Annotated in this window: 14 protein-coding genes and 2 pseudogenes; 5 read left to right on the top strand and 11 right to left on the bottom strand. The window is 52.7% G+C overall.

Annotation, left to right across the window (positions count from 1 at the left end; all coding sequences use genetic code 11):
- Positions 1-269 precede the first annotated feature (269 nt).
- Both NYE74_RS23765 and NYE74_RS23770 read left to right on the top strand, forming a co-directional pair.
- A pseudogene (locus NYE74_RS23765) lies at positions 270-452 on the top strand (SMR family transporter); the annotation flags it as partial.
- A gap of 10 nt (positions 453-462) precedes the next feature.
- Positions 463-777, top strand: a complete 315-nt coding sequence (locus NYE74_RS23770) for a DMT family transporter (RefSeq protein ID WP_036628401.1) — start codon at positions 463-465, stop codon at positions 775-777.
- A gap of 123 nt (positions 778-900) precedes the next feature.
- On the opposite strand, the gene metE is transcribed toward NYE74_RS23770, so the two are convergent.
- From metE to NYE74_RS23795, 5 genes are all read right to left on the bottom strand, one after another.
- Positions 901-3,189: a 5-methyltetrahydropteroyltriglutamate--homocysteine S-methyltransferase gene (gene metE / locus NYE74_RS23775; RefSeq protein ID WP_036624036.1), complete on the bottom strand. Its 2,289-nt coding sequence runs from the start codon at positions 3,187-3,189 to the stop codon at positions 901-903.
- Between the two features lie 114 nt (positions 3,190-3,303).
- The gene (locus tag NYE74_RS23780; protein WP_036628402.1) at positions 3,304-4,215 is read right to left on the bottom strand and encodes a LysR family transcriptional regulator; all 912 of its coding nucleotides are present in this window, start codon (positions 4,213-4,215) and stop codon (positions 3,304-3,306) included.
- 332 nt (positions 4,216-4,547) lie between these two features.
- The gene (locus NYE74_RS23785) at positions 4,548-5,717 is read right to left on the bottom strand and encodes a metal ABC transporter substrate-binding protein (protein ID WP_036624037.1); all 1,170 of its coding nucleotides are present in this window, start codon (positions 5,715-5,717) and stop codon (positions 4,548-4,550) included.
- Complete coding sequence (locus NYE74_RS23790) at positions 5,698-6,570, bottom strand: metal ABC transporter permease (protein ID WP_036624038.1); 873 nt, start codon at positions 6,568-6,570, stop codon at positions 5,698-5,700. Before NYE74_RS23790 ends, NYE74_RS23785 begins: the two co-directional genes overlap by 20 nt.
- A complete protein-coding gene (locus NYE74_RS23795; RefSeq protein WP_036624039.1) occupies positions 6,516-7,223 on the bottom strand; it encodes a metal ABC transporter ATP-binding protein in 708 nt (235 codons plus the stop codon). The genes NYE74_RS23790 and NYE74_RS23795 overlap by 55 nt, the downstream gene beginning before the upstream one ends.
- Positions 7,224-7,391: 168 nt before the next feature.
- Between NYE74_RS23795 and NYE74_RS23800 the strand changes: the two genes are divergently transcribed.
- A complete protein-coding gene (locus NYE74_RS23800) occupies positions 7,392-8,207 on the top strand; it encodes a lipase family protein (RefSeq protein ID WP_036624040.1) in 816 nt (271 codons plus the stop codon).
- 342 nt (positions 8,208-8,549) lie between these two features.
- Here the strand turns inward: NYE74_RS23800 and NYE74_RS23805 are convergent, their stop codons facing one another.
- From NYE74_RS23805 to NYE74_RS23825, 5 genes and pseudogenes are all read right to left on the bottom strand, one after another.
- Complete coding sequence (locus NYE74_RS23805) at positions 8,550-9,356, bottom strand: Nif3-like dinuclear metal center hexameric protein (protein ID WP_036624041.1); 807 nt, start codon at positions 9,354-9,356, stop codon at positions 8,550-8,552.
- Positions 9,357-9,387: 31 nt separating this feature from the next.
- Positions 9,388-10,857, bottom strand: a pseudogene (locus tag NYE74_RS23810) (glycoside hydrolase family 32 protein).
- A 91-nt stretch (positions 10,858-10,948) separates the two neighbouring features.
- Entirely contained in the window at positions 10,949-12,784 is a 1,836-nt protein-coding gene (locus NYE74_RS23815) for a beta-glucoside-specific PTS transporter subunit IIABC (protein ID WP_036624042.1), read from the bottom strand.
- Between the two features lie 103 nt (positions 12,785-12,887).
- Positions 12,888-13,880, bottom strand: a complete 993-nt coding sequence (locus tag NYE74_RS23820; protein WP_036624043.1) for a LacI family DNA-binding transcriptional regulator — start codon at positions 13,878-13,880, stop codon at positions 12,888-12,890.
- A gap of 104 nt (positions 13,881-13,984) precedes the next feature.
- A complete protein-coding gene (locus NYE74_RS23825) occupies positions 13,985-14,623 on the bottom strand; it encodes an Imm41 family immunity protein (RefSeq protein WP_036624044.1) in 639 nt (212 codons plus the stop codon).
- A 165-nt stretch (positions 14,624-14,788) separates the two neighbouring features.
- Here NYE74_RS23825 and NYE74_RS23830 point away from each other — a divergent pair, with 165 nt between their 5' ends.
- Positions 14,789-15,358: a GNAT family N-acetyltransferase gene (locus NYE74_RS23830; protein ID WP_036624045.1), complete on the top strand. Its 570-nt coding sequence runs from the start codon at positions 14,789-14,791 to the stop codon at positions 15,356-15,358.
- Between the two features lie 50 nt (positions 15,359-15,408).
- Positions 15,409-16,146: a cyclase family protein gene (locus NYE74_RS23835; protein WP_036624046.1), complete on the top strand. Its 738-nt coding sequence runs from the start codon at positions 15,409-15,411 to the stop codon at positions 16,144-16,146.
- A gap of 687 nt (positions 16,147-16,833) precedes the next feature.
- Here the strand turns inward: NYE74_RS23835 and NYE74_RS23840 are convergent.
- Positions 16,834-22,914 (bottom strand): S-layer homology domain-containing protein, encoded by a 6,081-nt coding sequence (locus NYE74_RS23840; RefSeq protein ID WP_341005323.1) that lies wholly within the window; start codon positions 22,912-22,914, stop codon positions 16,834-16,836.
- Positions 22,915-23,036 lie beyond the last annotated feature (122 nt).

The following is a 23,036-nucleotide window of genomic DNA, read 5'->3' on the forward strand; positions in this document are numbered from 1 at the left end:
GGTTTTGACAATGTTTACGCACCTCCGTATAATGAATGAAAGTCATTCATAATCAAGGATTTCCCGTTACGATATTATACGGCCAAGAGCAAGAAGAACCCCTGGACGTATATAAAAAGCGGGTATTTCATTTCATCGAAAGATCGTTGCGGAGAACATAAAGAAGAGCACCGGAAAATCTGAATTTATTTTTTTTGCAGCAATATGACTGACGTTCATTCATTAATCGTGCGGCGACTTATTTGAATTTTCGGAAAGGAAAAGGGTCTATGAATAAAGGTTGGATTTTTGTCCTTTTAACTTCTCTATTCGAATTGATTTGGGTCTTTGGGTTCAATGTTGCCGATACTTGGTGGCACTGGGGTATCATCATTGTCGTTATTCTCATCGATATGCAGTTTCTTGCAAAAGCCTGCGAGTCGTTACCGACCGGCACCGTTTACGCCGTTTTTGTTCGTTAATATGGGTTGGCTATTCGTATTTGTTGCTGCTCTATTGGAACTGGTTGGGGTCATTGGTTTAAAAAAATTCAGCCAAAAGAAATCCATGTTGAATTTGCTGATGTTCTTTGGCGGATTTGGAGGTTCTTTTGCCTTTCTTTACGCTTCCTTTAACTATCTGCAAGTCAGCATCGCCTATGCGGTCTGGATTGGAATAGGAACCTCCGCTGCCGTTCTGGTAAACATGATCTTTTTTGGTGAATCCAAAAGCATCGGGCGCATCATCAGTCTCATGATCATTGTTATTGGTGTTGTTGGACTCAAAGCGGTTTCATAACCCTTTAACAAGCAAAATGTGAATCTGCCTGCTCGGGAATAATCGAAATCCAAAAAAGCATGCGCTCCCGGAAGGGGAACGCATGCTTTTGTTTTTTTGGACAAGTCCGCCGCTGGCCGGAACTTACGCCTTGATGGCGTATTTTTCGCGCGCCTGCTTGGTGGCCTCCACCATATTGCGCAGGGAGGCGACGGTTTCCTCGTATTTACGGGTTTTCAGGCCGCAATCCGGATTGATCCAGAATTGGGCCGGCTCGAGAACGCGCAGGGCCCGGTCGATCATCAAGCCCATTTCGGCGGCCGAAGGCACGCGCGGGCTGTGAATGTCATATACCCCGAGGCCGATCTCCTTGTCGTAAGTGTTCTTCTCAAAGCTTTCAATGAGCTCCCCGTGGCTGCGGGAGGTTTCGATCGAGATGACATCGGCGTCCAGCGCGTTGATCGAATCGATAATGTCATGAAATTCGCTGTAGCACATATGCGTATGGATCAGCGTCTCGTTTTGGACCGTGGAGGTCGACAGCCGGAACGCCCGTACCGCCCATTCCAAATAAGCCGGCCATTGTTCCCGTTTCAGCGGCAAGCCTTCGCGCAGCGCCGGTTCGTCGACCTGGATCATGCCGATGCCCGCGGCTTCCAGCGCCTCCACTTCTTCCCTTAGCGCAAGCGCGATCTGATAAGCCACTTCTTCGCGGGACTTATCGTCGCGCACAAACGACCAGTTCAAAATCGTCACCGGACCGGTCAGCATTCCTTTCACCGGCTTATCCGTTAGCGACTGGGCGTACACCGTTTCCGCCACGGTCATCGGCCCCGTCCATTCCACATCGCCATAGATGACCGGAGGTTTGACGCAGCGCGAACCGTAGGACTGCACCCAGCCGTTCGCCGTAAAGGCAAACCCGTTCAATTTCTCCCCGAAAAATTCCACCATATCGTTCCGTTCAAACTCGCCGTGCACCAACACATCCAGCCCGAGTTCGGCCTGCAGCTCGATCCAAATCCCGATCTGCTCCTTGATAAACGCCTCGTAACGCTCGCCCGTCCATTCGCCCTTGCGCCATTTTTGCCGGGCGCTGCGGATTTCCGGCGTCTGCGGGAAGCTGCCGATCGTCGTCGTCGGCAGCAGCGGCAGGTTCCAGCGCTTCCGCTGAAGCTTGCTCCGCACTTCATAGCTGTCCGGGCGGGAAGTCGGCTGCGCGGCCAAAGCGGCCATCCGCTGCTGGACCTGCCGGCTGTTGCGGGACGGCGATTGCTGCAGCGCGCGGCGCGCATGGTTCGCGCCTTCCGCTGCGGAGCGGACGGCATCGTAGCCAAGCCGGCCGGCCTTCGCCAGCAGCGCGACCTCCTCCAGCTTCTCGTCGGCAAAAGCGAGCGCTCCGCGCAAAACCGGCTCCAGCGTGCGCTCATTTTCGGCGCTGATCGGGACGTGCAGCAGGCTGCAGGAAGGCTGGATTACAATCCGGTCCGCCGGGACCGCTTCCACCAGCGTCTGCAGCGTTTCCAGCTTGCTGTCCAGGTCCGCCCGCCAAATGGCGCGGCCATCGATCAGACCTGCGCCGAGCAGCTTGTCTGCGGGAAACCCGAACTCGCGAACCGCCTGCAAATTGCGCCCTTTGTCATGCACGAAATCCAAACCGATGCCGTGAACCGGAAGCGCCGTGACGGCTTGGTAGTGATCGACCGCTTCGAAGTATGTTTGCAGGAACAGCTTGATGCCCGGGGCTTCTTGCGCCAGTTTGTCATAAATGCGGGCTATGCGCGGCAGTTCTTCTTCGGCTAGCGTGGTGCACAAAATCGGCTCATCGATCTGCACCCATTCCGCCCCTTCCGCCGCCAGTTCCCTCAGAATCTGCCCATACAATGGAAGCAGCCGGTCGATCCAGTTCTCAAGCTGATCCGCGGCATACCCCTTGGACAGCTTCAGGAACGTATACGGCCCGACGATGACCGGTCTGCCTTCGATGCCCAGCTCTGCTTTGGCCTCGCGGTAGGCTTCAAGCGGACGGTTGCGGGTCAGCTTAGGCTCGAGGTTCTCCCCCAGCTCCGGCACGATATAGTGGTAGTTCGTATTAAACCACTTCGTCATCTCGCAGGCCGCGGCTTCCCGGCTGCCTCTGGCCATGGCGTAATAAACGGACAAATCCGGCGTTCCGCCTTCGTAACCGAACCGTTGCGGAATCAGCCCGAACATAACGGCCGTGTCCAGCACATGGTCATAGTAAGTGAAGTCGCCGACCGGAATCACTTCGATTCCTTTTTCCTGTTGCAGCTTCAAGTTCTGAAGCCGTATGCCTTTGAGTTCCTCGTGGAGCTCCTTTTCCTCCAGCTTGCCGGACCAGTAAGCTTCCAACGCCTTCTTCCACTCGCGGTTTCGTCCGATGCGTGGATACCCCAAATTAGCGCTTTTCATATGCGTCTCACTCCTCGTTTCATCCTTCTCAAAATGGTTAGGAATAAGATAGCATACTTTAAAGTTTATAGAGTAAATCTAATTACCTATTACCTGTTATAACCAAAAACTATATCAACGCGCTTCGTTCACCACCGTTTGCTCCAACGCCTCAATATAGGCCGCGCCCAGCTTGGTCAGTTTGGCGTTGCGATGGCAAATCCACCCCACATTGATCGTTTCGTCGCTGGCCAGCGGAACCGGAATAATCTCATTTCCGTTCAGGTCCGAGCTAAGCACGCCGGTGGAGATCGTGTACCCGTTCAAGCCGATCAGCAGATTAAACAGGGTGGCCCGGTCGTTCACCTTAATGCTTTTCCGATGAGAAAGCGTGCTCAATATTTCCTCGGCAAAATGAAACGAATTGAACTCCCCCTGCTCGAAATATAAATACGGATAATCCTGAAGCTGATCCAGCGTGACCACGGCATGCTGCGCCAAAGGATTGCGGATGCTGACAAAGATATGCGCCTTCGCCTTAAACAGGCTGTTAAAAATCAAATTTCCGTCCTTCAGCAGCCGGTTGATCACCTTCGAATTGAATTCATTGATATATAAAATGCCGATTTCGCTGCGCTGGCTTTTGACGTCCTGGATGATTTCGTGCGTTTTGGTCTCCCGCAAGGCCAGCTCGTATTCGTCCTGCCCGTATTCCTGAACCAGCTGCACAAACGCGTTAACCGCAAACGCGTAATGCTGGGTGGAAACCGAGAAATGCTGGGGCGACGGCTTGGCGTTCAGGTAGCGGTTTTCCAAAAGTTCCGCCTGCTCCATCACCTGTCTGGCGTACGCGAGGAACTCGGCGCCTTCCTTGGAGAGCGTAATGCCTTTGTTCGTCCGCTCGAAAATCGTCATCTGGATGTTCTCCTCGAGCTCCCGGATGGCGTTGGAAAGGCTGGGCTGGGAAATAAACAATCTTCTCGCCGCCTCGTTCATCGAACCGCGGTTGGCCACTTCCACGACGTAACGAAGCTGCTGTAACGTTATTTTCATAGATATATTCACCCTTTGGCATTCATCGATTATACAGGTTTCTCCTAACGTAACACCGAACCCGTTTTCGGGCAAGCACCCGGGGAATTTATAGCAAGCAAATACCCGCCTCTCATTGGAAAAATCCAATAGATTGGCGGGATCGAATGTGATTTGCAGCTTTAAATGGAAAAATCCAATAGATTTTGCTCAGGTCGGGCGTTTTGCACCCTGCCGAGCTTAATCTATTGGAAATATCCAATGAGTGTCGCTGTATTCACTTTCCAATTTCAATTCTATTGGATTTATCCAATCAGAACATTGTGTCAGGCCGTTTGTGCTAGTTCCTACTCGTTAAGCGCAGCCTTCAGGGCCTGCAGATTTTGGCGCATCACGCCAATGTAATCCAGCCCCTTAGCCAAATCTTCTTCGGTCAAGCCTTCGATCGGATTCAAAACCGCCGACTTTGCTCCGATTTCGGAAGCGATCGTATCGGCCACTTTGGAGGACACCAGGGTTTCAAAAAAGATCGTCTTCACGTTGTGCTCTTTGGCAAACTGGACGATTTCGGCCATCTGGGCTGCCGACGGCTCCTGTTCCGGCGACAGCCCGGCGATCGGCACCTGGGTCAGCCCGTATTGTTTGGCCAGATAACCGAAGGCGGCATGCTGGGTAATAAAGTCCTTGCGTTTGCTGTTCTTGAGCGTTGCGGCAAATTCCTTATCGAGCGCCTCCAGCTCGGCTGCATATGCATCGGCGTTGGCTTTAAACTGGTCCGCGTACTGCGGAGCGGCTGCGGACAGTCCCTTTTCAATGTTGCGAACCTCCTCTATCGCCAGCGCCGGCGACAACCACACATGCGGATCCAAGCCGCCGTGATCGTGGTGGTGCCCGCTATCATCGTGAGCATGTTCGCTTTCTTCATGCGCATGCTCGCTTTCTTCATGCACATGGTCACCTTCCTCATGCGTATGTTCACCCTCCTCGTGCACATGGTCACCTTCCTCATCCGTATGTTCACCCTCTTCATGCGCATGTTCCCCATCTTCATGGGCCTCATCGCCATGTGCATGCTCATGCCCTTCCGCGCCTTCCACGATTTCAAGCCCTTGGCTGGCTTCAATCGCCTTTAGCCCTTTCCCCGTGGCGCTCTCCAGCACCTGGTCCACCCAGCCTTCCATCCCAGCTCCGTTGTACACGAGTACGTCAGCCTCGGTAATCGCGGCCATGTCCTGGGGCGTCGGCTCCCAATCATGCGGCTCCATGCCGGCGGGAACGAGGTTTTCCACGTTGGCCAGTTCCCCCGCCACATGACGCGTAAATTCGTACATCGGATAGAAGCTCGTTTTAATTTCCAATTTTTCCGTGGAAGGCGTATTGGCGGACGCTTCCGGCGCAGTGGACGAGCCGCCCGTTCCCGCGCTATTGGCCGGTGTATTGGCGTTTGATCCGCAGCCGGCCACAACCAACATCATAGATAGAGATAAAGCGATGATACTACGATTCCAAAATTTCATTTTTCATGTACTCCTTCTTTTTAATTTGTTGTGTGGCAGCCCGCCGGCCGCGAACCCGCAGCAGCTTTTGCAATAGGATCGTGACCACCAGAAAAACGAGCAAAATCAAGGCAATCGTTCCCCCAGGCGGGGTGTTGATGTAATACGAAACGCTTAGGCCGGAAAAAACGCCAACCAGCCCGGTGCCGACAGAGATGGCGATCGCCGCCGCAAAACCGGAAGCGACGCGCAAAGCCAGCGAGGCCGGCAGCACGATTAGCGCCGACACCAGCAGCACGCCTACGACGGGCATGGCCGCGGCTACGGTCATCCCGGTCAACACCGCGAAGGAAAAGGACAGCAGCTTAACCCGGACGCCGGAAATCGCGGCGGTTTCCTCATCGAACGTCAGATGATAAAGCGGGCGCCGCAGCAGAATAAAATAAATCAAACTGACCAAAGCAACGACAGCGATCAGGAACAATTGAGTATCGCCAACCGCGACAATGGAGCCGAACAGATAAGAGCTGAAGCTTTGACTCAAATTTTGCTTCACGCTCATAAGCACGACGGCAAGCGCCAGCCCCGAATTCATGATGATCGCTACCGGCAGTTCGCTGTATGTACGGTAGGAACGGCGAAGCTGCTCGATGACGACTCCTCCGGCAATGGCCACCGCAAAACCGCAAAGCGCAGGATTCAGATGCAGCACCGAGCCCAAAGCCACCCCGGCCAGGGATACATGGGACAACGTATCCGCCATCAACGCCTGGCGGCGAAGCATAAGGTAAACCCCGAGCAGCGGAGCGATGATCCCGATTAAACCTCCTGCCCAAAAGGCGCGCTGCATGAATTCGTAACCGAACATCGCCATCCTTCATCCTCCTCCCGCTCCAACCTAATCAAGGTGTCGAGATACGGCGCCGTTTCCTCCAGCCCGTGGGTGACCATAATCACCGTCCGGCCTTGGCTCGTTACGTCTTGCCTTAACAACTCGTAAAGCGCCGTCCGGCTCGCCGCATCCATGCCCGTAGCGGGCTCATCCAATATGAGCACCTGAGGCTCCTGGGCCAGCGCCCGGGCAATGCAGACGCGTTGTTTTTGGCCTCCCGACAGCTCGCCGATTTTACGATTACGAAACTCCCACATGCCCACCTGTTTCAAGCTGCGCTCTACAACCTGCCGCTGCTCCTCTTTGAACCGGCCAAACAACCCCAAGCGGGAATAACAGCCCGAACGGACCAGTTCAATGACTTTGCTGGGAAAACCTGCATTAAAGGAAGACACTTGCTGCGGCACATAGCCGACAACCACCTTTGAACCGTCTTCCTGGAACCGGTTAAACCTCACCGAACCGCTCCAAGGCTTAAGCAGCCCCAGCATCAGCTTGAGCAAAGTCGACTTGGCCGTACCGTTGGCCCCCGCGATCCCGATAAATTGTCCGGTATGGATGTCGAGGGACAAGTTTTCGATGACGGGCTCGTTCCCGTATCCAAAAACAACCTCGCGCATGGACGATAAAATCATGCTAACCTCTTCCTTTAATCGTAATCATTACGTATTAACGTCAAATATATTATCGTAATCATTACGATTTGTAAACCCCTTTGCTGTTTTACTTATTCATTAGTTGCGGCGGAATGGGCACCTTTCCCTGGATTTTTAAATATATTGAGGAAAAAGGGGGGATTAGAAATGGAATTAAATGCGGCTCAAGTTCAGCGGGCTTTATTTCTGGCCGCGGTGTGCAGTCAGACCTACGCGCAATTTTCGAACGAAGACGGATCGTTTGTCCTCCCGCCCGGATATTCGCTGTTTGATACGATCGAAGCCAAATCCTTCATCGGCGTTTGGGAACGCTTCGGATTCATTCTCCATTCCCCGGAGGAAATCGTGATCGCTTTTCGCGGCACCAGTTCGACGACCAACTGGATCGCCGACGCCATCGCCTCGCAAAAAAGCTGCGGTTATATCAAGGAGTCCTCCCTCACTCACCGCGGCTTCACCGGCATTTACGCTTCGGCCCGGAAGCAGGTCTTGTCCGCCCTGCGCCGCTTGCCGCAGGAAAAACCCCTTTTCGTTGCCGGCCATAGTCTAGGCGGGGCCCTTGCCACCTTATGCGCCGTCGACATGGCGGCAAACACCGCGCGTACCCCCGTTTTGTTTACGTTCGGCTCCCCGCGCGTCGGCGATCCCGATTTTGCCAAAGCTTTCGCCAAATACGTCCCCAACAGCTACCGAATCGCCAACCCGTTCGACGTCGTTAGCCATGCGCCGCCCTATATCTACAAGCTTCCGAAACGAGAAAAAACGTACTATTACCGCCACGTTCCGGCTTCCTGCCCGCTGATTTTCCAGAACGGCTCCGTACCCGCCAATCACGTCATCGAAAGTTACTTTGCGGAACTGGCCAAGCTGGATGCGGATTACGCCGAGCGGCTGGCCGCGGCAAGCCCGGGGTTTTGCCCGGTCCCGGTATCCTCCCGGCTGTCTTTAAATTCATTTGTTTAAAAACTACAATTGGGCTCCAACTCCAGCGAAAAACATAAGGACATAAAATGGCCCTATTCCGGCGATATCCGTCCATTTGGGAGCAATAGGTGAATTTTATGTCGCTATTTTTTCGAATCGCAGGGAAATGAACGCATCTCTGGATCATTCATAGAAAATAAGCACAGAAAAATCCTCTAATGGGGATCAACATGCCTTGCTCCGGATAATAAGAACATAAAGTTCCGCTATTTTGAAGGCCAACGATTGGTCGTTCCGGCTGTCTCATCGAGGCATCCGAAACAAAGTTAAGAAGCCGCTAACCGGCAAATGCTGCAGCTAGTGGCTTATCATCTTTCCATATTATAAATAAACGAACGGCTCTTTCGAATCGATAAATGTAACCGGAATACCGCCCACCAAAGGCTTCAGCCATTCCGCCATAAATTTCATGCCCCATTCCTCGCTCCGCTCATGGCCCAGCACAATCATGCCCTTGTTCATGCCGAGCATCGCTGCATCATTGACATAAGCGCAAAGGGTCCATTCCGTGATCTCGCCGCAAACCATCACATCCAAGTCCTCGTCCCGCATTAACTCCATGGGCATTTGTTCTCTGCCCAGGCCTAAGCTGCCTCCACCGACCAAAATCCCGACCCTGGAACATTTCATTTCGGGATTGCCGACAATTTGGATCATGTCCATCGCCAATTTCCGTTTAAAAAACCGCGCCAACTTGGCCAAAGTCGTCTCTTGAATCCGATAGAGAAAAGGGCGCTGCTCGTCCACCAAGTTGTTTTCCCAGCCGATTTCCCTTAGAAGTCCATCGTAAATCCGGTCCGTTTTGGCCCGGTGCATGTAATCATGGTAACGCCAAATCGCCAAACGGTTGTCTTCGATCAACTTTTTTTTGGCGGCATATAATGGATCTTCCTTCAGCCAATCGGTGGCATCCTTCCCCGTATAAAAGCTCGGCTCATGCGTGATGATCATATTGGCGCCGGCGGCAACGGCCTGCTTGATCACCTCAATCGTGACCATAAACGTCGTTGCGATTCCTTCCACCGGCGTATCATAGCTTCCGCTAATTAACTGATCGCATGTTTTTTCCAGCCGGAAAGCACCGCATGAATCCTCAATAATCGCCTCGATAACTTCCCCTACTTTCATCTGCTTCCGCCTTCCTCTCTATCTAAAGGTTTTAATAATCCCATTTTACGGCTTGAAATGCAACTTGCCCTTCCTTTGCAAAAAAACGAATAGCTTGACTGGCTTGGTCCGGAAAAATTCTGGCGGTGAACACTTCTTCCCCCTCGTTTACAAATACCTCTACGGAGGAAGTATCCACAAACAAATGAAACTTTATCTTATCGCCATCCCCTTAGCAAGCTCTCACCGTACCATACTCCACACCTGTTGGTTCGCCGGATAAGGTGCGGTCGAGAATTACCTTTTTTTGCACGGCATCATATTTCACCACGGTTTTGTTCTTATCGCCCGCGCGAAATTCAATCCCGAATTCCGCCGCATCTCCAGTTGCAAATTCACAAATCAGTTCATATGCGGCTCCCGTAAAACCTTCATACCTTTTAGCATCGTTAAAAATGGTGTCGGCCGCTCTAGCTTCTTTCTTGCGGAGAGTCTGAAGCTCCCGAACAGGCTGTTGAATCAGTTTCCCGCCATGAACGGTTAATTCCCGCGGCAGCGTTAAGCAATGCGCCCATCCGCTCGGGTCGGTCGGATAATCGATTTCTGGCAAGCCCATCCAGCCGATTAAAATCCGCCGTCCCGCAGGATCCACCATCGTTTGCGGAGCGTAAAAATCAAAGCCCCGGTCAAGCTCGGCAAACGGACCGTGCCGCAGCGTTTTTTCCCGCAAATCCAATGTTCCGCCCAGGACATAACCCGCTTGATAGATATTCCGATACCGCTCTCCGGCCGGTTCCAATCCTTGCGGCGAAAAAATAAACACTCCATGGTTTTGCAATTCAAAATAATCCGGACATTCCCACATGTAACCGAAACGCCCCAACTCAGTCCCGATTTCTCCTTCAAATGTCCATTCCAGCAAATCGAGTGAGCTGTATAGGACGGCACAGCCTGTTTCATCCGTTCTTTGAGCTCCAATCACCGCGTAGAATTTGTTCCCGTCCTTCCACACTTTAGGATCGCGAAAATGCTCCGTATATCTGCTTGGGGCGTGATCAATCACCGGCTTGTCCAGCTTGGAGATGTTTCCGAATGAGTCCATCACGGCAATGCATTGATAGGGGTGTCGAACCGAATTCTCATCCCGCGTGTTGCCCGTATAAAATAAGTGCAGCTTCCCGTCGTTCTCATTGGCGCTGCCCGAATAAACTCCGTGGCGGTCAAAAACAGCGTCCGGCTTCAGGCCGATTCCGGCATTTTCCCAATGAACCAGATCCTTGGATTTGGTGTGGTACCAATATTTTAAACCGTGGACCGGGCCCAGAGGGTGCCATTGATAAAACAAGTGGTATTCTCCATTAAAAAAAGAAAATCCGTTAGGGTCATTAAGAAGTCCCATGACAGGCTGTACATGAAAGGTTTGCCGCCAAGGACAACGATTGACTTTGGATAGCAGCAGGTTCATCTCATCTTCACTTGCATCCTCGATTCGGCGGTATTTTTGTTCTCTCAGCCACTCCATTTGTGTTGCTCCTTTATATTCTGCATCTGCAATTTAAAATGGGTATTGCCTTTTGCAGAACCGGTTCCACAAAAGGCAATAAAGTTTCGTATCAAAGCGTTAAACTCAATAAGGTCTCATTGATCCGTACCGTTTCTTTTTCCGTCCGAGCGATGTTTTTATAAGTGCTTGAATTGGTAATTATGATCGGCGTGGTGACTTCGTAGCCCGCTTCTTTAATCTTGTCCAGATCAAAGCTGACAAGCAGATCTCCGCGTTTGACACGATCGCCTTCCTTCACCTGCGGCGAGAAGTGCTGTCCTTTTAATTTGACAGTGTCAATGCCGATGTGGATTAAAATTTCAGTACCTTCATCCGAAGTAATATAGATGCCGTGACCCGTGCGAAAAACGTTGGAAATTACGCCATTCACCGGTGATACCGCCTTCCCCTCGGCCGGCTCGACGGCCACCCCTTTTCCCATCGCTTCGGACGAGAAAGCCGGGTCGTTCACTTCGCTTAACGCTTTAACGCTTCCGGTTAGCGGGCTTGCCACCGTCAGTTCTTTGGCATCCTTATTATCCGCTTCAAGCGCGTTCTCCGGCGCTTTCTTCTTCTCTTCGTAACCAAAAAGCAGAACCAGCAGCATCGCGCCAAAGAAACCAACGCCCATGCTAATCACATATCCCCAAACCGGCTGAAAAGTCGGAATGACGAAAATCCCCCCGGCCATTTGCGTCGCTTTGACTCCAAACGCGCCGCACAGCCCGGCCGCAATCGCATTCATAATGATGGCGATAATAAACACACGCTTAAAGCGGAAAAACAAACCATAAATAACCGGCTCCGTAATCCCCGATAAAAAAGCCGGGATAAAGCTGGAGAGTGACGTGGATCTAATATTTTTATCCTTCGTTTTCAAAAAAACGCCCAGCGCAATGCCCGCTCCCACAAAAGCCGTGGCTTGTACGGGTCCCAACAGATGATCGTATCCAATCGTTGCGAGATTTGAAATCATCACGGGAACCAGCGCCCAGTGAAGCCCCATAATGACTACCGGGATTGAAACCGCGCCGAACACAAAAGTCGTTAAAATCGCACTTTTGCCCATGGCAAAACTAATGGCCGAAGCAAGCGCATTCCCGATATAAACGCCAAACGGACCAAACACGATGACGGTCAGAGGCACGACAATCATCAATGACAGCATGGGGATCACTAAGGTTTGCAAATCTTTGTGAACGATTTTTTTCAGGAATCTTTCCAGTACGGCATAGGTGCTGACCGCCAAAATAACCGGGAACACCGTGGACGAGTAGGTCATCAACACGACGGGAATGCCTATAAATGAGCTTTTGTCTCCATGCTGCAGCAACCCTGTAAAGTTGGGCTCCAGCAAAGCGGCCCCGATCGTGCCTGCGACATAGGGATTGACCCCCATTTTCATACCGAACGTAACCCCGAGGATGATCGGCAGGAAATAAAATACGGCGTTGGCAGCGGCGGACAAAATAAAGTAGGTGCCGCTTTCCGGCGAAAGCCAGCCCAGCATGACCAGAATGCCGATCAACGCTTTTAACATACCCGAGCCTAAAATGGCCGGAATAATGGGCGAAAAGCTGCCCTGAATCACATCGAAAATTTTGGACTTTTTCTTGCCGTTCGATTTGCCGCCGTCTTCTGCAGCGCTTTCATTCCCGCTCCCGATGTTGCTGATTTTCGTAATCTCTTTATACACCTCGGGGACATGCATGCCGATAACGACTTGAAATTGGCCCGCGCTTTCAACAACTTGGAGAATATCCAATTTTTCAAGCTTTTCTTTATCCGCCTTGTTATTGTCCTTGAGCATGAATCTTAATCGGGTCACGCAATGAGTGAGGCTTGATACGTTTTCTTCCCCTCCGACGGATTGGAGAATATCCTTCGCCAACTTTTGATAGCTCATTTCCTTCTCTCCCTAAAATGTAAATTAAAACGCTAAGAGGAACCGGTTCCAAAACTCCTGAAAAAGAAAACCGATGACTAGAACCGGTTCCATGCGAGTTATTCTATTCCCTTTTCGATTTATTGTCAACGCTTTCTCGCTCAATCATTTCAAATTTGGATAACGTGACCGGCGGAAAATCCTCTCCGTTAACCAGTTTGATCATCCCGCCTGCCGCGTCCCGGCCTGCGTCCTTATAATAAAACTTAATCGTAGTCAATCCGGGGTGGGTGATCTCGGTGACTTCATACCCTCCAAAACCTGTGATCGACAAATCCTCGGGAACGCGAATCCCTTTTAGGTGAGCCGCTTTTAATGCGCCAAGCGCAATGTTATCGGTCGCGCATACCAGAATCGAGGGATGGAAGGCGTCGATGATGCCGCCGGCTTTTTTCACCGCCTCCTCCATTTTAAAGCTTGTCTCATAGTACTTAACTTCACAGTTCCCCGCTTCGCTCACGGCCCGTTTGAACCCTTCCTTGCGCTTCAAGCCGACTGCGATATCTTTTTCGGAAACGCCCAGATAGGCGATTTTCCGGTGGCCATTCCGAAGAACGTATTTGCCGATTTCGTAGCCGGCCGATTCGTCGTTATGTATCACGCTGTACACTTGGTCATGCTGCTGGCCTACCAGGATCACAGGAATGTTCATTTTATCGAACGCCTCCAGATGAGCGTCGGTAATTTGCGTAGCAAGCAAAATAATGCCGGCCACCTTTTGATTGGACAAACTGTAGATACTTTCAATTTCCCGCTCCAAATCCTGATTGGTATTCGCAATCAACATTTGGTAATTCAGCGCTCTCAATTGCTCATCAATCCCGATTAACACCTGCGACGAAGCAAAAGAATCGAGCCGGGGAACCACCGTTCCGATAATGTTGGTTTTTTTGGCTTTTAGGCTTTGCGCAAAGGTGTTGGGGACGTACCCCGTATGATGGATAACTTGTTCAATCTTCTTTTTGGTCGCTTCGCTGATCGGCCCGCCGTTCAGATAGCGTGAAACCGTACTTTTGGCCACGCCGGCCAGCTTGGCGATATCCGCAATTGTTTTCATTCTTCCAACCCCGTGTATCAAAAAATTATGATTCTATGGGATGTATTTTATCCCATATTGTTAAACAAAGCCACTTAGATCACGATATCGGTCCGGTGGCGGCTTCATGTTCTCCTCCCCATCGCGGAGCTGTACGGCGCATAATTTTTCATCACCCATTCGTGAAAAATCCGGAAGGCGGCACTGGCATCGGGCGCCGGAAATATGAATCTGCCGCGCGCTTCCTTGCGGCTAACGCGAGAATCGGCAAGCGCTTTGTCCTCCCCTTCGTCCAGAAATACTTCGTAGGCGCCGTCTTTGTTTTTGAAGCCCACGGCGTGGATATCAAGCCCCTGCTTCAAAAAGTCCAGATGAATCACGGAAGGACCGGGCTCGGTGAGCCATTCGCCGCCGAAGCTTTGTTCGTCCACGAGATAACCTTGAAAATAGCCGTCAACCGCGGCGTTCAGCCGCTCGATGAAAGCATGCAGCCGGCCGAAGGGGAAGTTGCCGATTTGAAACGCGTCATCGTCGGCATATTCCCAAAGGAGATGCTCGAGGATTTTGGCCTGCGTGAAGCTGACGGCCCTGGCGAGCTCCCGGTCAAGCGGTTGTCCGAGCGTCTGCCGGACGATCTCCTTCAAGCTCTGATAATACTCCCCAAATAAGTCCGCATCGAAAAACGCCTCTTCGCTTAACCGGTACAAAAAGCTATTTTCCGCGCCATGAAAATTATCCATTAATACTTGCAAATGCTGGTTCATCAGGTTCCCTTCCTTGGTTCCAAGTGAAATCTTGGCGGTTAGTTATTCTGTATAACTCTACGATAACCGGGAGCGCTTTTTTTGTAAATTATATCGCCAAAACGTGATGTCCAAGTTAAAATAAGGTAATTCGAAAAACAGGCTTAAAACCAGGGAGGTATGGAAATGGTGCAGGATCATTTAATCCGTATCGAAGGAAAGGCCATTGAACTGCGTTATGCGCGCGTCACGGATCTGGACGCCTATTTCGCCTTTTTGCAGGATGTGGAGATGCTGCGGCTGACGGGGAGCCAGGGGGATTTTACCCGGGAAAGTACGGAAGTTTGGCTGCAAAAGATCAGCCAGGCGAATGAGGACCGGATCGACTTGATCATCGTAACGAAGGATTCGGGCGAATTGATTGGCGAAGTGGTCTTAAACGAGATCGATCCCGTAAACCGGAGCGCAAACATCCGGATCGGGATCAAAGGAACCGAGCATCGCGGGAAGGGGTACGGAACGGAAGCGCTGATGCATATGCTGCGTTACGGCTTCGAGGTTTTGCGGCTGCACCGGATTCATTTGGGGGTCTACTCGTTTAATCCGCGCGCGATTCATGTGTATGAGAAAATAGGCTTCCGCCGGGAAGGAGTGCTGCGCGACGAGCTCTTTATGGACGGCGGATTCCATGATTCGATCCTGATGTCGATGCTGGAGGACGAATTTCGCGCTCTGCATTCCCAAGAAGGTGCATAACGGCGCTAACAGGTGTAACTAAAGCAAAAAAAGGATGAGGTGACGATAATATGGGCAACGAATTAATTCGCGCATTTCAATTGTTGAAAGAAAAAGAATGGGTGGACTTGACGCATACGTTTGGTCCGGACTCCCCTCATTTTGCGGCTTTTCCCGACGCCGAATTTACGACATTGTTCGATCATGATGACGGTTTTTTGGCGCAAAGCTTTACGTTCGCAGGGCAATACGGAACCCACCTGGATGCCCCGATTCACTTTGTCCGGAACAAGCGCTTTCTGGACGAGCTGGAGTTGAAGGAGCTGGCGCTCCCGCTCATTGTGATCGATAAATCCAAAGAAGCGGCGGAAAACCATGACTATACGCTCAGCATAGAAGATATTTTGCAATTTGAAGCCGAACACGGCAAGGTCGCGGAGGGCTGCTTTGTCGCTCTGCGCACCGATTGGAGCAAGCGCTGGCCTGATAAAGAAGCGTTCAGCAACAAGGATGCCGACGGCAACAGCCACACCCCCGGCTGGTCGCTGGCCGCGCTGAAATTTCTGTTTCAAGAACGGAACATCAAGGCGATCGGCCATGAAACGTTTGACACGGACGCAAGCAGCGATTATCAAAAAAACGGCGCCCTTCTCGCCGAGTATTACGTGCTTGAGCAAGACACCTATCAGGTCGAGCTGTTGCGCAATTTGGATAAAGTGCCTGCCACGGGCGCCGTCATCTTTAATATCGTACCGAAGCCGCACAAAGCATCGGGATTTCCGGTGCGGTCATTTGCCATTTTGCCGTAAAGCCGCCCCAATTGAAACGCGCCGTTGCCAAAGCGGCGTGTTTTTCTACTACAGCCCGTCAGCTTCCAGATTTCTCTTCTCCCCCTTCTACCTGGGCCACAGTCCTCTACCCCGCCGGAAATTATCTAACTCAACTTTCGCAATATGAAAATTGGCAAGTAAGTGTTGATATAATTGGTCGAAGCAGCTATCGAGACCTGAAGTTGACACTGAAAAACTATCCCGGTCGTTTAGGCGACTTTGTGGATTAATTCCAGCAGTCGTGGTAAAGCGATCGCTCCATCCGAGTGTACCTGCTTCGTACTCCAGCTTTCTGGGTCTATTGTTGAAAGGAATAGTTGCAAAATATACAGTAGCTTATCCGGAAATGCTGCCACAGCGCTTGATCAAGTGTAAAACCTGCAATTACTCCGCTATATTTCGATAAAGAAGCAAAAAGACGAGGAAGTAGTTGTATGAAATGCAATTAAATAAGTAATTGGGCAAAAAGATGTAAAGTTAGTTGTATGATTTGCAATTAATGGTCAAGATTAAAATTTTACTCGTAGTCCATCTGTACAGTATCAGCGGTTAAGCCGTTTTTTCGTCCTGCGAACGTTGAGTTCCAGTATCTTAAAAAAGGCGATCGGGCCGATATATCCGGCACCAATCGCCTCTCGCTTTAATCCATCCGGTATTTGCGAAGCCCTAACGCTTCAGCTTTAACATTTCGCTCATCATTTTAGCCATCTCGGCGCGGGTGACGGAGCCCTTCGGTTCGAAACGGCCGTTGCCTTTTCCGTTCAGCATGCCAGCGGCCTGCATTTGGCTTACGGCATCCCGCGCCCATACGGAGATGGAAGCAGCGTCGGCAAAATCCTTGCCTTGGCCGGACGGCGTCAGGGAAGCGTTCATGGCCAGGGCCATCTTACTTAAGATGACCGCCGCTTCCTCCCGGGTGATGCCGTCCGCCGGACGGAAGCGTCCGCCGCTGCCCTGAACCAGGCCAAGCGATGCGGCTTGCTCCACCGCTTCCGCATAATACGCCCCGGGCGGCAGGTCGGTAAACCGAACTACGACAGCGTCAGGCCGAGCCCCAAGCACCCGCATCATCACGACCGAAAAATCGGCCCGCGTCACCGGAGCGGAGGGGGCAAAACGCTCGGCGTCCAGCCCTTGAATCAGATGTTTGGCCGCAAGCTGCCGCACGACATCCTCCGACCAGTGGCCGCGCAGATCGGCAAAATCCTTCCGCAGCTCAACGATTTCATAGATTCCGGCATGATCGGCCGTAAAAGTAACCGTCCGGCCGTCAAACGATCCGCCGATATAACGCAGTCCGCCGTTCACCCGTTCGTACACTCCGGCATAAGCGGAATTCAGCAGCTTCGCTTGCTCCTCCGTTAGCGTCAGCCGAATTTCCGCGGCAGATTCCAGGTTCCCGTAATCCGCCGATTCGCTCCCCTTGACTAAAGACAACCCTAACTCATAAGCGATGCCGGTGGAGGTCATCCCTTTTTCCAGACCGCTATTTCCGGCAGCCTGGTATCCCAGTTTAACGCTGAGTTTATCGGCATCTCCAACGCGATTCCGCAGCGAATCCTGGGCAAATGTAATTTGGCTGCCCGGTGCGCTCAAAGACAAAGATACTTTGCGCTCCTTCGCCAATTGGGCAAGGGTGGCCGCATCCAGGTCCACGATAACGGGACGACCTGCCTCGGCATCCTCGGGCTTCACCTGAACTTCGATCTTACCGTTCGCAGCCGCGGACGCCGCTTTCCGAAGCTGATCGGCGGAAACCTCATAGCGGCCGTTTCCGGCCGGAGCCGCCGCGATCACGCCGCTGGTTACGCCGTCATTTGCAGGCTGCTCGGCCGCAGGCGGGTTGACCGGAGCGGTAGTGGCGGCGCTGCTTGAGGACGACGATTTGGAGCCTCCTCCCGAACTGCCGCTTCCCGGCTTGCTGCCGCCGGCGCCGGTATAAAAGCCCCAGATGTCCGACAGCGTTAGACCGCTGTTGGCATCCTCCGCCTTGGCGTACCATTGATAGTAGGCGCTGCTGCCCAGTCCCGTCCAGTTAACCGCAGCGTTTTCGCCGCTCTTTACGCCCGCTTGCTTGCCGATCAACTGATCGGTATACACCTTCACCCCGATATAATCGGTGGCCACCCGTTTGGTCGCCGCCTGAAGGTCCAAATCCAGCGAAAATTCGTCTTTGCCCGGATACTCCGCGGGATCATAGAAATTATAGTCATCCAAGTATGGCGAATAGGTTTTGATATGCAGTTTGTTGTTCGCCATATCGAACTGCATCAGCCGGATATAACCCAGGCCGCCCTCCGGAGCGCCCTGGTAATCGGCCAGCATCTGATATACGTTGCGGTCCGGGATGCCGTCTCCGTTGTCGTCAAGCGCATCCAGCTTGAGTTCGGCATCATGATAGTGGCCGGACAAGGCCGCAATGACGTTTTTGTTCGGTTTGACGACTTTCTCAAAAATTTTCTCCGCGATCGGTGCCCGGTTGCCCGAGACGAGCAAATATTCATGCAGGCACAGAATCGCCTTCCGTTCCGGATACATGGACACGACTTGATTCATCCACTCGATCTCTTTATCGCCCAATCCCCAGCCCATATACACGATAATAAAATCATTGCCGTTTGCGGAGACGAGATCGTAATGTCCGCGGTTGTTTTCATAGGAGCCCGCAAACACCGGGCTGTCCTGAAAGCGCCAATCCCCGAAATACTTGGTGAATTGGGAATAGTCGTTATTCTGGTGGCCCACGTCATGGTTTCCGGCCAGCACCCCGTACGGAATATTGGCGTTCTCCAGCACCTTCATATCCTTGTCGGCTTCGATCCACTGGTATTCCTGGTCGGCCTTATCGACAACGTCGCCGGTGTGAATGACGTATTTCAGCTTCAATTTATCCTTATTTTCGGCGATCCACTGCACGTTCTTCTGATAAATGTAAGGATAATCCTGCGCGTAGTACTGGGTATCCGACATCCAGATAAACGAAAAATCATAAGGATCTTCGGATACCGGACCGCTCTTGTCCGCCAAAGCGGCGGCTTCTCCGGCGATCTCATCCTGCACCATCACCGAGATAATGCCACCCGCCGCATAAGCTCCTGCAGTCACGGTCGACTTCAGGATAAAATCCTCCGCGCCGGCGATCACCTGATCCAAGGTGACCCACTTCGACTCCGCCGCGCTCCAAGCATACAGGCTGACTTTGCGCCCAGGCAGGGATTTGCCCTTCCATTCCACGTCCACCCGGTCGCTTGGCTTCACGGAGGGGTCCAGTTTGATCTCATAACGCTGATAAGGGAAGCGGTCATCCGCATCCGTGGTCAGGTATTCACCGTCGACCGCCCCGATTTTAGCGTAATCCTCGCCGGTCAGACTCTTCTCCCCGGCAGGCGCCAGCTCACCGGGCGGTTCCGTATCCGCCGTGTTCTGGAATCCCGTAAAGCGGTCCTGATGCGCTCCGTCATACAGATACCCGCGGTAAAAAGAAACGTTCATGTCGTCACCGTTAGGGTCCTTGACGTTCACCTTAAGTTCGGCCGTGCTGCCTACTCCGGTTTGGCCGTTGGCCGGCGCAATCAGCTGCGGCGCCTCCGGATTTTCGGCCGGCACTTCAAAGCGAATCGTCTTCTCCGCCGCGTTTCCGGCCCTATCTGCTGCTTTGACGTACAGTTCGTGGCTGCCCGGCGCAAGCTTGGAAGAGCTGGTCTCCAGCGGCAATTGCACGGCTTTTCCGTCAAGCGCGGTTTCGAGCTTTTCCACCCCGGCAAGGGCATCGCTGGCTTCGGCCCGGATCGTAAATTTACCGCGGTACATTTTTCCGTCTTCGACGCTGGCAGCAATGTTCGGCGGCGTGTTATCGACCGTCACTTTGGCGCTGGCCGCAAGCTCGCCGCTGACCGCCTTGACGGTATGCTCCCCGTCCGCTGCCCCCGTGGTGTCCCACATAAACGCCTTGGACGCAAACAGGCTCTCCGGAAGTTCGAAGCGGAATCCGATGGATTCATTTTTACCCGCCGAATCGCCCATCTTGATCTCTTTGTCCCGCTCGGCATAAGCCGGGTCGGTAATTTCCGTACCGTCGGCCAGCACCAGCCGCACGTTTTTGATCTCGAAATCGTCCTTATTCTCTTCCGCCCGATCGTCAAACGGACCGGATTTGGAACCGGCGCGGATATAGATGACGTTGTCGCCGCCCGGCTGCAAACGGCCCCCTTCGATCGGGAAGCTTAACGTCTGGTACGAAGTAATCGGATCAAGGAACGTATACAGGATCGTTTCGTCCTTAAGCTCCTCCGGGCCCATGGTAATGGCATTTTTGAAATAGTAGTCGACGTTTTTGACATCGAACACAAAGTAAGCGTCGTGCTCCAGAGCAGCGCTCGTGCCTTCCGTAACGGGCTTTCCGTCGATCTCAAAGGTCACGCTGTCAGGTCCGCCGGTTTTGGCCGTGCCTTTGACCGTCTTCGTTCCGCTGAGCAGGTCGCCGTCCTTTAGATTGAGGCGCAGCTCGGACTGATCCGGTCCGCCCGTAATCTCGACCTTGTATTCCGGGGAGGTCACTTCATTGAAACCGTCGGATACCACATAGTAGTATTGGATGAACTTGCGTCCGATGAGATCGGCCGCGTAAACCTTGTGATGGTAATGCAAATCGCCGTAATCCTCGGTCAGCAGATACGGAACGTATTCGGTTTGCTTGTCCGATTTAACGTACAGGGTCACGGACGCCACTTCTTTGTCGTCCTGCGCCCAGCCTTTAATTTCGAAGCCCTGGCTTTGATCCGTTGTCGTAATGCCGGTACGGTCTTCTATGGTAGGCGGCACCGTGTCATCGGCAATCGAGACCGGAGTATCCGGCACTTGAGCGGAATCCACGGCGCCCGGCGCAGGAAACTGCAATCCCCCGCTCACTTTAATCATTTGGTTGCTGCCGTTAACCGGATATTTATACTGGAGGCCGGTGTTCTCTTTCGTTTCCGTTTTGCCGTCTTCATAAACGGTGTCGGCATCATAATAAGCCGCCGAAACTTCCTTGCCGGCATTCGTTTTAATGACAAATCCGCGTCGTCCCGAGTTGGAAATGCCGCCGGCCGGGACTTTGAACAAGTCCACGTTCTCCTCGAGGCTTGTCCCGTAAAATTTATTGAAATCGGCAGCGGTCAACGCCGTGATGCTGTCGCTTATGATCCAGAACACAACCGCCTGCCCGGATGGAATCACGAAGTCCTGCTTGTCCGGAGACCATAATACGTCCCCCGGCGGACCTTTATCCGTATAACGGTAGTACAGCTTGTAGTTCCGGAAATTCACGTCCCGGTCCGAATTGTTGTAGATTTCCACCAGTTCGTACCCGTCCGCTCCATTAACGTTGGTCGTGTTGGCGACGATTTCCGTTACCAGAAGCGGCGGCGCCTTCTGCGGATCGAAATCTGGAAAGTTTACAACTTGAACCGTATACAGGTCCGTTGACACCGGCTGGCTCCCGCCGACCGCTTCAATCTGATATTCCAAGGAAGGTTCGGTGAGCTGGTCCGCCGGGACGGAAGCCGTATAAACGCCGTCCTGCGCTTTCATCGCAATAACCGCATACCTCGATTGGGAAGCCGTTTTATATAAAAAATTCAGGGTAACGCCCGCCATCTCCGGCCCGGCCGGTTCCAACGAGGCTTCCACGGTCATGCCGGCCGCGGCGTCCACGCTTGTCACCGGGGCATGCTTAATCGAAAAAGCAGCCCCCGCCGGAGCTTCCGTCTGCTCCTGCGTTACGGCCCCCGGCGTTGCGGGCAGCGTTCCCGGACCGTCCATCATGATCATTGCAACGTTTCCGTCCGTCGGACGCTGATAGAAAATACCCATGTTCATCTGGGTCTGCGCATCGTTCTCATAAGCGGCCGATACCAGCGTCGCGCCCGCAGCGTCCTTGATTTCAAGCTGGCGCGGGCCGGCATTGGACATACCGCCGCCGCCGCTGATCCGGAACAAATCCGTTCCTTCGGTCAGCCCCGTTCCATAATTCCGGTTAAAATCGCCGGCTGTAAGCTGGTTGTTTTTTCCGTTCATGACCCACAAAACGATGGCTTTGCCGGCCGGGATGACGGCGTTTGCGCTTCCCTCCAGCGGCCACTCCGTACTCGTGTTATAAACGAGCTTGAAGTCGGCAAAATCCAAATCGCGCCCGCTGTTGTTGTACACTTCCACAAACTCGTAGGCGTCCGCTCCGTTTACGTTATCGCTGTCCGGCACCAGTTCGGTAATCAGCAAATCCAGCGGCTTTGCTTCAATGCCGGGCTGCCCGCCCCTCACAAGCTCCACAGTGAAGTCGTCGCTTCGTGCCGAAGTTCCTTCTTCATCGCGGGCTTCAATATAATAGGTCAAGCTGCTTCCGCTCAGCCCGCCGCCATTCAGATCAGCGGAATATTCATCTCCGCTGCCGCCGGCCATGGACACCTCTTCCAAGCCCTGACCGTCCACCCGGTAATATACCGAAGCGGTCACCGTTGTTTGGGCGCCCGTGATGAGGGCCGCTATCGTTAAATCTTGCCCGGCCTCATGCGTAGCCGATGCCGGCGTATGCACAATCTGCAGCGTTTGCTCCTGTCCTTCCGCCGCGTTCCCCGTACTTTCATCTGCCGCTGCGGCCACAGCTTGAAATCCGTTTTGACCGCCAGCTTCCGCGTATCCGGCAGGCGCTGCCGTTCCCAGCAGCAGACCGGCAACGGCTGCGATCGAACCCCATTTTTTCAAGTACACCCAGTTCAACTTTCCTTGCACCCTTTCTAATAGTGTCTGATTTTCCCGACATTTTTTTCTGTCCTTGTTCAAAGGCACTCTGAAAAATATACAACGGTTATGTAAAACGACGATTATATGCA

It is taken from the genome of Paenibacillus sp. FSL P4-0127, assembly GCF_038007325.1.
Lineage (GTDB): Bacteria > Bacillota > Bacilli > Paenibacillales > Paenibacillaceae > Fontibacillus > Fontibacillus macerans.

Bases quoted from the DNA above. Each gene is read 5' to 3' on its own strand.
- NYE74_RS23825 (WP_036624044.1), bottom strand. From the start codon at position 14,623: ATGAACCAGCATTTGCAAGTATTAATGGATAATTTTCATGGCGCGGAA.
- metE (WP_036624036.1), bottom strand. From the start codon at position 3,189: ATGAAAAGCGCTAATTTGGGGTATCCACGCATCGGACGAAACCGCGAG.
- NYE74_RS23800 (WP_036624040.1), top strand. From the start codon at position 7,392: ATGGAATTAAATGCGGCTCAAGTTCAGCGGGCTTTATTTCTGGCCGCG.
- NYE74_RS23805 (WP_036624041.1), bottom strand. From the start codon at position 9,356: ATGAAAGTAGGGGAAGTTATCGAGGCGATTATTGAGGATTCATGCGGT.
- NYE74_RS23770 (WP_036628401.1), top strand. From the start codon at position 463: ATGGGTTGGCTATTCGTATTTGTTGCTGCTCTATTGGAACTGGTTGGG.
- NYE74_RS23830 (WP_036624045.1), top strand. From the start codon at position 14,789: ATGGTGCAGGATCATTTAATCCGTATCGAAGGAAAGGCCATTGAACTG.
- NYE74_RS23815 (WP_036624042.1), bottom strand. From the start codon at position 12,784: ATGAGCTATCAAAAGTTGGCGAAGGATATTCTCCAATCCGTCGGAGGG.
- NYE74_RS23820 (WP_036624043.1), bottom strand. From the start codon at position 13,880: ATGAAAACAATTGCGGATATCGCCAAGCTGGCCGGCGTGGCCAAAAGT.
- NYE74_RS23835 (WP_036624046.1), top strand. From the start codon at position 15,409: ATGGGCAACGAATTAATTCGCGCATTTCAATTGTTGAAAGAAAAAGAA.
- NYE74_RS23795 (WP_036624039.1), bottom strand. From the start codon at position 7,223: ATGATTTTATCGTCCATGCGCGAGGTTGTTTTTGGATACGGGAACGAG.
- NYE74_RS23785 (WP_036624037.1), bottom strand. From the start codon at position 5,717: ATGAAATTTTGGAATCGTAGTATCATCGCTTTATCTCTATCTATGATG.
- NYE74_RS23790 (WP_036624038.1), bottom strand. From the start codon at position 6,570: ATGGCGATGTTCGGTTACGAATTCATGCAGCGCGCCTTTTGGGCAGGA.